The sequence below is a fragment of the Weissella sp. DD23 genome, from assembly GCF_001579105.1.
GTDB classification, from domain to species: domain Bacteria; phylum Bacillota; class Bacilli; order Lactobacillales; family Lactobacillaceae; genus Weissella; species Weissella cibaria.
In genome coordinates, this window is record NZ_KQ970400.1 from 38,032 (window position 1) to 41,459 (window position 3,428).

Genomic DNA, 3,428 nt, shown 5'->3' on the forward strand with positions numbered 1-3,428 from the left:
CAACTGCAAGAGTACGCTTAGCTTCGTCTTGTCCGATAACATATGAATTCAAGTTATCGACAATCTCTTGTGGTGTTTTCAAAGTCAATGTGCGCTCCAATGCATCTTGTTGCAAATCTTCATTAATAATATCTTGTGCCAAAGCCACACATTCATTACAAATGTATACGCCAGGCCCTGCGATAAGCTTCTTCACTTCTGTTGAAGCCTTACCACAGAATGAACAGTAGGCAATGCCGTTTGAATTATCGGTTGTATTAAACACTGTTCAACCTCCTGTAAGTTTTTAACGTTAGTCGAAACGTAAGTTACCTACTATTGTACCAGAGATTTTGTGTTTTTTTATACGATATTCTTAGGACTTATATAGTGTAACACTGCAAAAAGAGGTTAGACTCGAAAAAGTCTAACCTCTTAATTAACGTTGTTTAGAATTAAGCTTCAACAGCGTTTTCAACGATCATGTCAACAACTTGCTTGATAGCAATGTCGTGTGACAACATGTCGTCTGACAAAGCACCGCGAACAGCAGCTTCGTCCATACCGTATTGGTCAGCCAATGACTTTACTTCAGCAGCAACGTCTTCGTCCGTAGGCTTGATGTTTTCTGCCTTAACAATAGCTTCCAATACCAAGTTCGTCTTTACGCGACGCTCAGCACCTTCTTCGTATTGCTTGTGCAAATCATCTTCTGATGAACCAGTGATTTGGTAGTACAACTCTGGTGAGATACCTTGTTGTTGCATTGAAGCAAAGAATTGGTTCATTTGACGGTGAACGTCTTCGTGAATCATTGAATCAGGAATTTCTCCACCAGCAACTGATGCGTTGTCAACAACGGCTGAGATAGCAGCATCTTCCTTGGCATCCTTAGCAGCGTCTTCCTTTTCAGTCGTCAAACGTGCCTTAACCTTGTCCTTCAATTCTGCCAAAGTATCAACTTCTTCGTCGATGTCCTTTGCAAATTCGTCGTCCAATGCAGGAACTTCCTTAGCCTTAACTTCGTGCACAGTAACAACGAACAAAGCGTCCTTACCGGCCAAGTCAGCAGCTTGGTATTCTTCTGGGAACGTTACGTTTACGTTAACAACGTCATCGGCCTTGGCACCAACCAATTGGTCTTCGAAGCCAGGGATGAATGAGTTTGAACCCAATTCAAGTGAGTAGTTGTCACCCTTACCACCGTCGAACTCAACACCGTCAACTGAACCAACGAAGTCGATAACAACCGTGTCACCGTTCTTTGCAGGAGCGTCAACCAAAACCAATTCTGCTTGACCTTCTTGCAAACGAGCGATTTCGGCATCCAATTCTTCATCAGAAACAGTAACGTCTGATGCAGGAACCTTAACACCCTTGTAGTCGCCCAATTCGATTTCTGGAGCCAATTCAACTTCAGCAGTCAAAACCCAAGCTTCATCCTTGTTCATTGACTCTGCGTCGATCTTTGGTTGACCAACAGTCGTAACACCTGCTTCTGCAACTGCATCAGCGTAAACATCTGGCAAAACGATGTTCAAAGCGTCTTGGTACAATGACTCTTCACCGTACATTTGAATAAAGACTTGCTTAGGCATCTTACCCTTACGGAAACCAGGAACCGTAATTTGCTTCTTAACGTCGTTAAATGCGGCGTCGATACCCTTTTCGTATACGTCAACAGGAACTTCGAACTTGATCGTTCCCTTGTTGCCTTCACCCTTAGTGAAAACTGCGTTAGCCATGTTTATTCCTCCAATAGTAACCAACTAATAGTCAGTTACATATATTATCTTTACATACTTTATAAGTTTACCGGAAAGTGCCTATTTTGGCAATAATTCTAGGCCGAAAATCGACTGTAAACCCGTAATTTACTAGAACAATTGTCCTTCAAACTTTGATTCAGGATAGTTCTTGAAATCATAAGTTGCCAAATCTTCAGCCTTGTTCACAAAGGCAGTCAAAGATTCAGTTAACATCAAGTTCGTCTTGTAATCAGTCTCTTCAACCATGATGATTGGCTTCTTTAAGGCCCAAGCCATACCAGCTTCAAAGGCAGTCCCTGAGTCTGCATCGTCATCACGGAAATCAGCGACAACAACCAAGGCGTCTGCATCAAGCACTTGTGTCACATCACGACGGAACACTTCAGCCGCCCAGGCTGGCGTGTATTCAGGGTTATCCGTCTTTTGGTGGTGACGTGGTGAGTAGAAGTCAGTAACCGTTGGGTTCGCTTCCAGTGCTGCCTCAATACGTGCAACACGATCAACTTGTTCGTCACTAAAGAATGGTGCGGCCAAATAAATTTGCATGATGTAAAATCCCTCTATTTGTAAAATTTGTATAGTTCACTTTACCACATCTCGTGACATTTGCTAACCGGAGAAATAAGAAAAAAAGAGAGTTATTACACCATAAGATGTAATAACTCTCTTTTAAAAGCGCAGCCTAAGCTACATTGGAAAATTCTACGTTAAACGTAAAATTAGTCCTTGATTTCTGAAACAGTTCCGGCACCGACAGTACGTCCACCTTCACGAACCGTAAACTTCAATCCCTTTTCGATGGCAACTGGTGCGATCAATTCGATATCGAATGTTACGTTATCACCAGGCATAACCATTTCTACGCCTTCTGGCAATTCAACAACACCAGTAACGTCAGTCGTGTGGAAGTAGAATTGTGGACGGTAGTTAGTGAAGAATGGCGTGTGACGGCCTCCTTCTTCCTTAGTCAAAACATAAACTTCGGCCAAGAACTTAGTGTGCGTTTGGATTGAACCAGGCTTAGCCAAAACTTGACCACGCTCGATTTCCTTACGATCAACACCACGCAACAATGCACCGATGTTATCACCAGCTTGACCTTGTTGCATTGACTTACGGAACATTTCGATTCCAGTAACAACAGTCTTGCGAACTTCTTCCTTCAAACCAACGATTTCAACTTCGTCGTTCAAGTTAACAGTTCCACGGTCGATACGACCTGAAGCAACAGTACCACGACCAGTGATCGTAAATACGTCTTCGACTGGCATCAAGAATGGCTTGTCAGTGTCACGCTCTGGAGTAGGAATGTATGAGTCAACAGTGTCCATCAACTCTTCGATAACCTTAACTTGTTCTGCGTCACCTTCCAAAGCCTTCAAGGCTGAACCGCGGATAACTGGAATGTCATCCCCAGGGAAATCGTATTCTGACAACAATTCACGAACTTCCATTTCAACCAAGTCGATCAACTCTTCGTCGTCAACCAAGTCAACCTTGTTCAAGAATACAACCAAGTAGTCAACACCAACTTGGCGAGCCAACAAGATGTGCTCACGAGTTTGTGGCATAGGACCGTCAGTTGAAGCAACAACCAAGATAGCACCGTCCATTTGGGCAGCACCAGTGATCATGTTCTTAACGTAGTCCGCGTGACCAGGGGCGTCGATGTGGGCGTAG

Annotated in this window: 4 protein-coding genes; all 4 read right to left on the minus strand. The window is 43.5% G+C overall.

Going from position 1 to position 3,428, the window contains the following annotated elements:
* The coding region (locus tag WEIDD23_RS14980) for a ClpX C4-type zinc finger protein (protein WP_278279503.1) at nt 1–265 on the minus strand (265 nt) is incomplete at its 3' end.
* Between the two features lie 169 nt (nt 266–434).
* On the minus strand, nt 435–1,724 hold the full coding sequence (tig, locus tag WEIDD23_RS11320) for a trigger factor (RefSeq protein ID WP_010369730.1): 1,290 nt from the start codon (nt 1,722–1,724) through the stop codon (nt 435–437).
* Between the two features lie 132 nt (nt 1,725–1,856).
* Nucleotides 1,857–2,294 (minus strand): nucleoside 2-deoxyribosyltransferase, encoded by a 438-nt coding sequence (locus WEIDD23_RS11325; RefSeq protein ID WP_010369733.1) that lies wholly within the window; start codon nt 2,292–2,294, stop codon nt 1,857–1,859.
* Between the two features lie 173 nt (nt 2,295–2,467).
* Nucleotides 2,468–3,428 (minus strand): elongation factor Tu (gene tuf, locus WEIDD23_RS11330; RefSeq protein ID WP_062359045.1); only part of this gene is annotated, 961 nt, incomplete at its 5' end.

Coding starts and splice junctions, on each gene's coding strand:
- tig (WP_010369730.1), bottom strand. CDS start 1,724: ATGGCTAACGCAGTTTTCACTAAGGGTGAAGGCAACAAGGGAACGATC.
- WEIDD23_RS11325 (WP_010369733.1), bottom strand. CDS start 2,294: ATGCAAATTTATTTGGCCGCACCATTCTTTAGTGACGAACAAGTTGAT.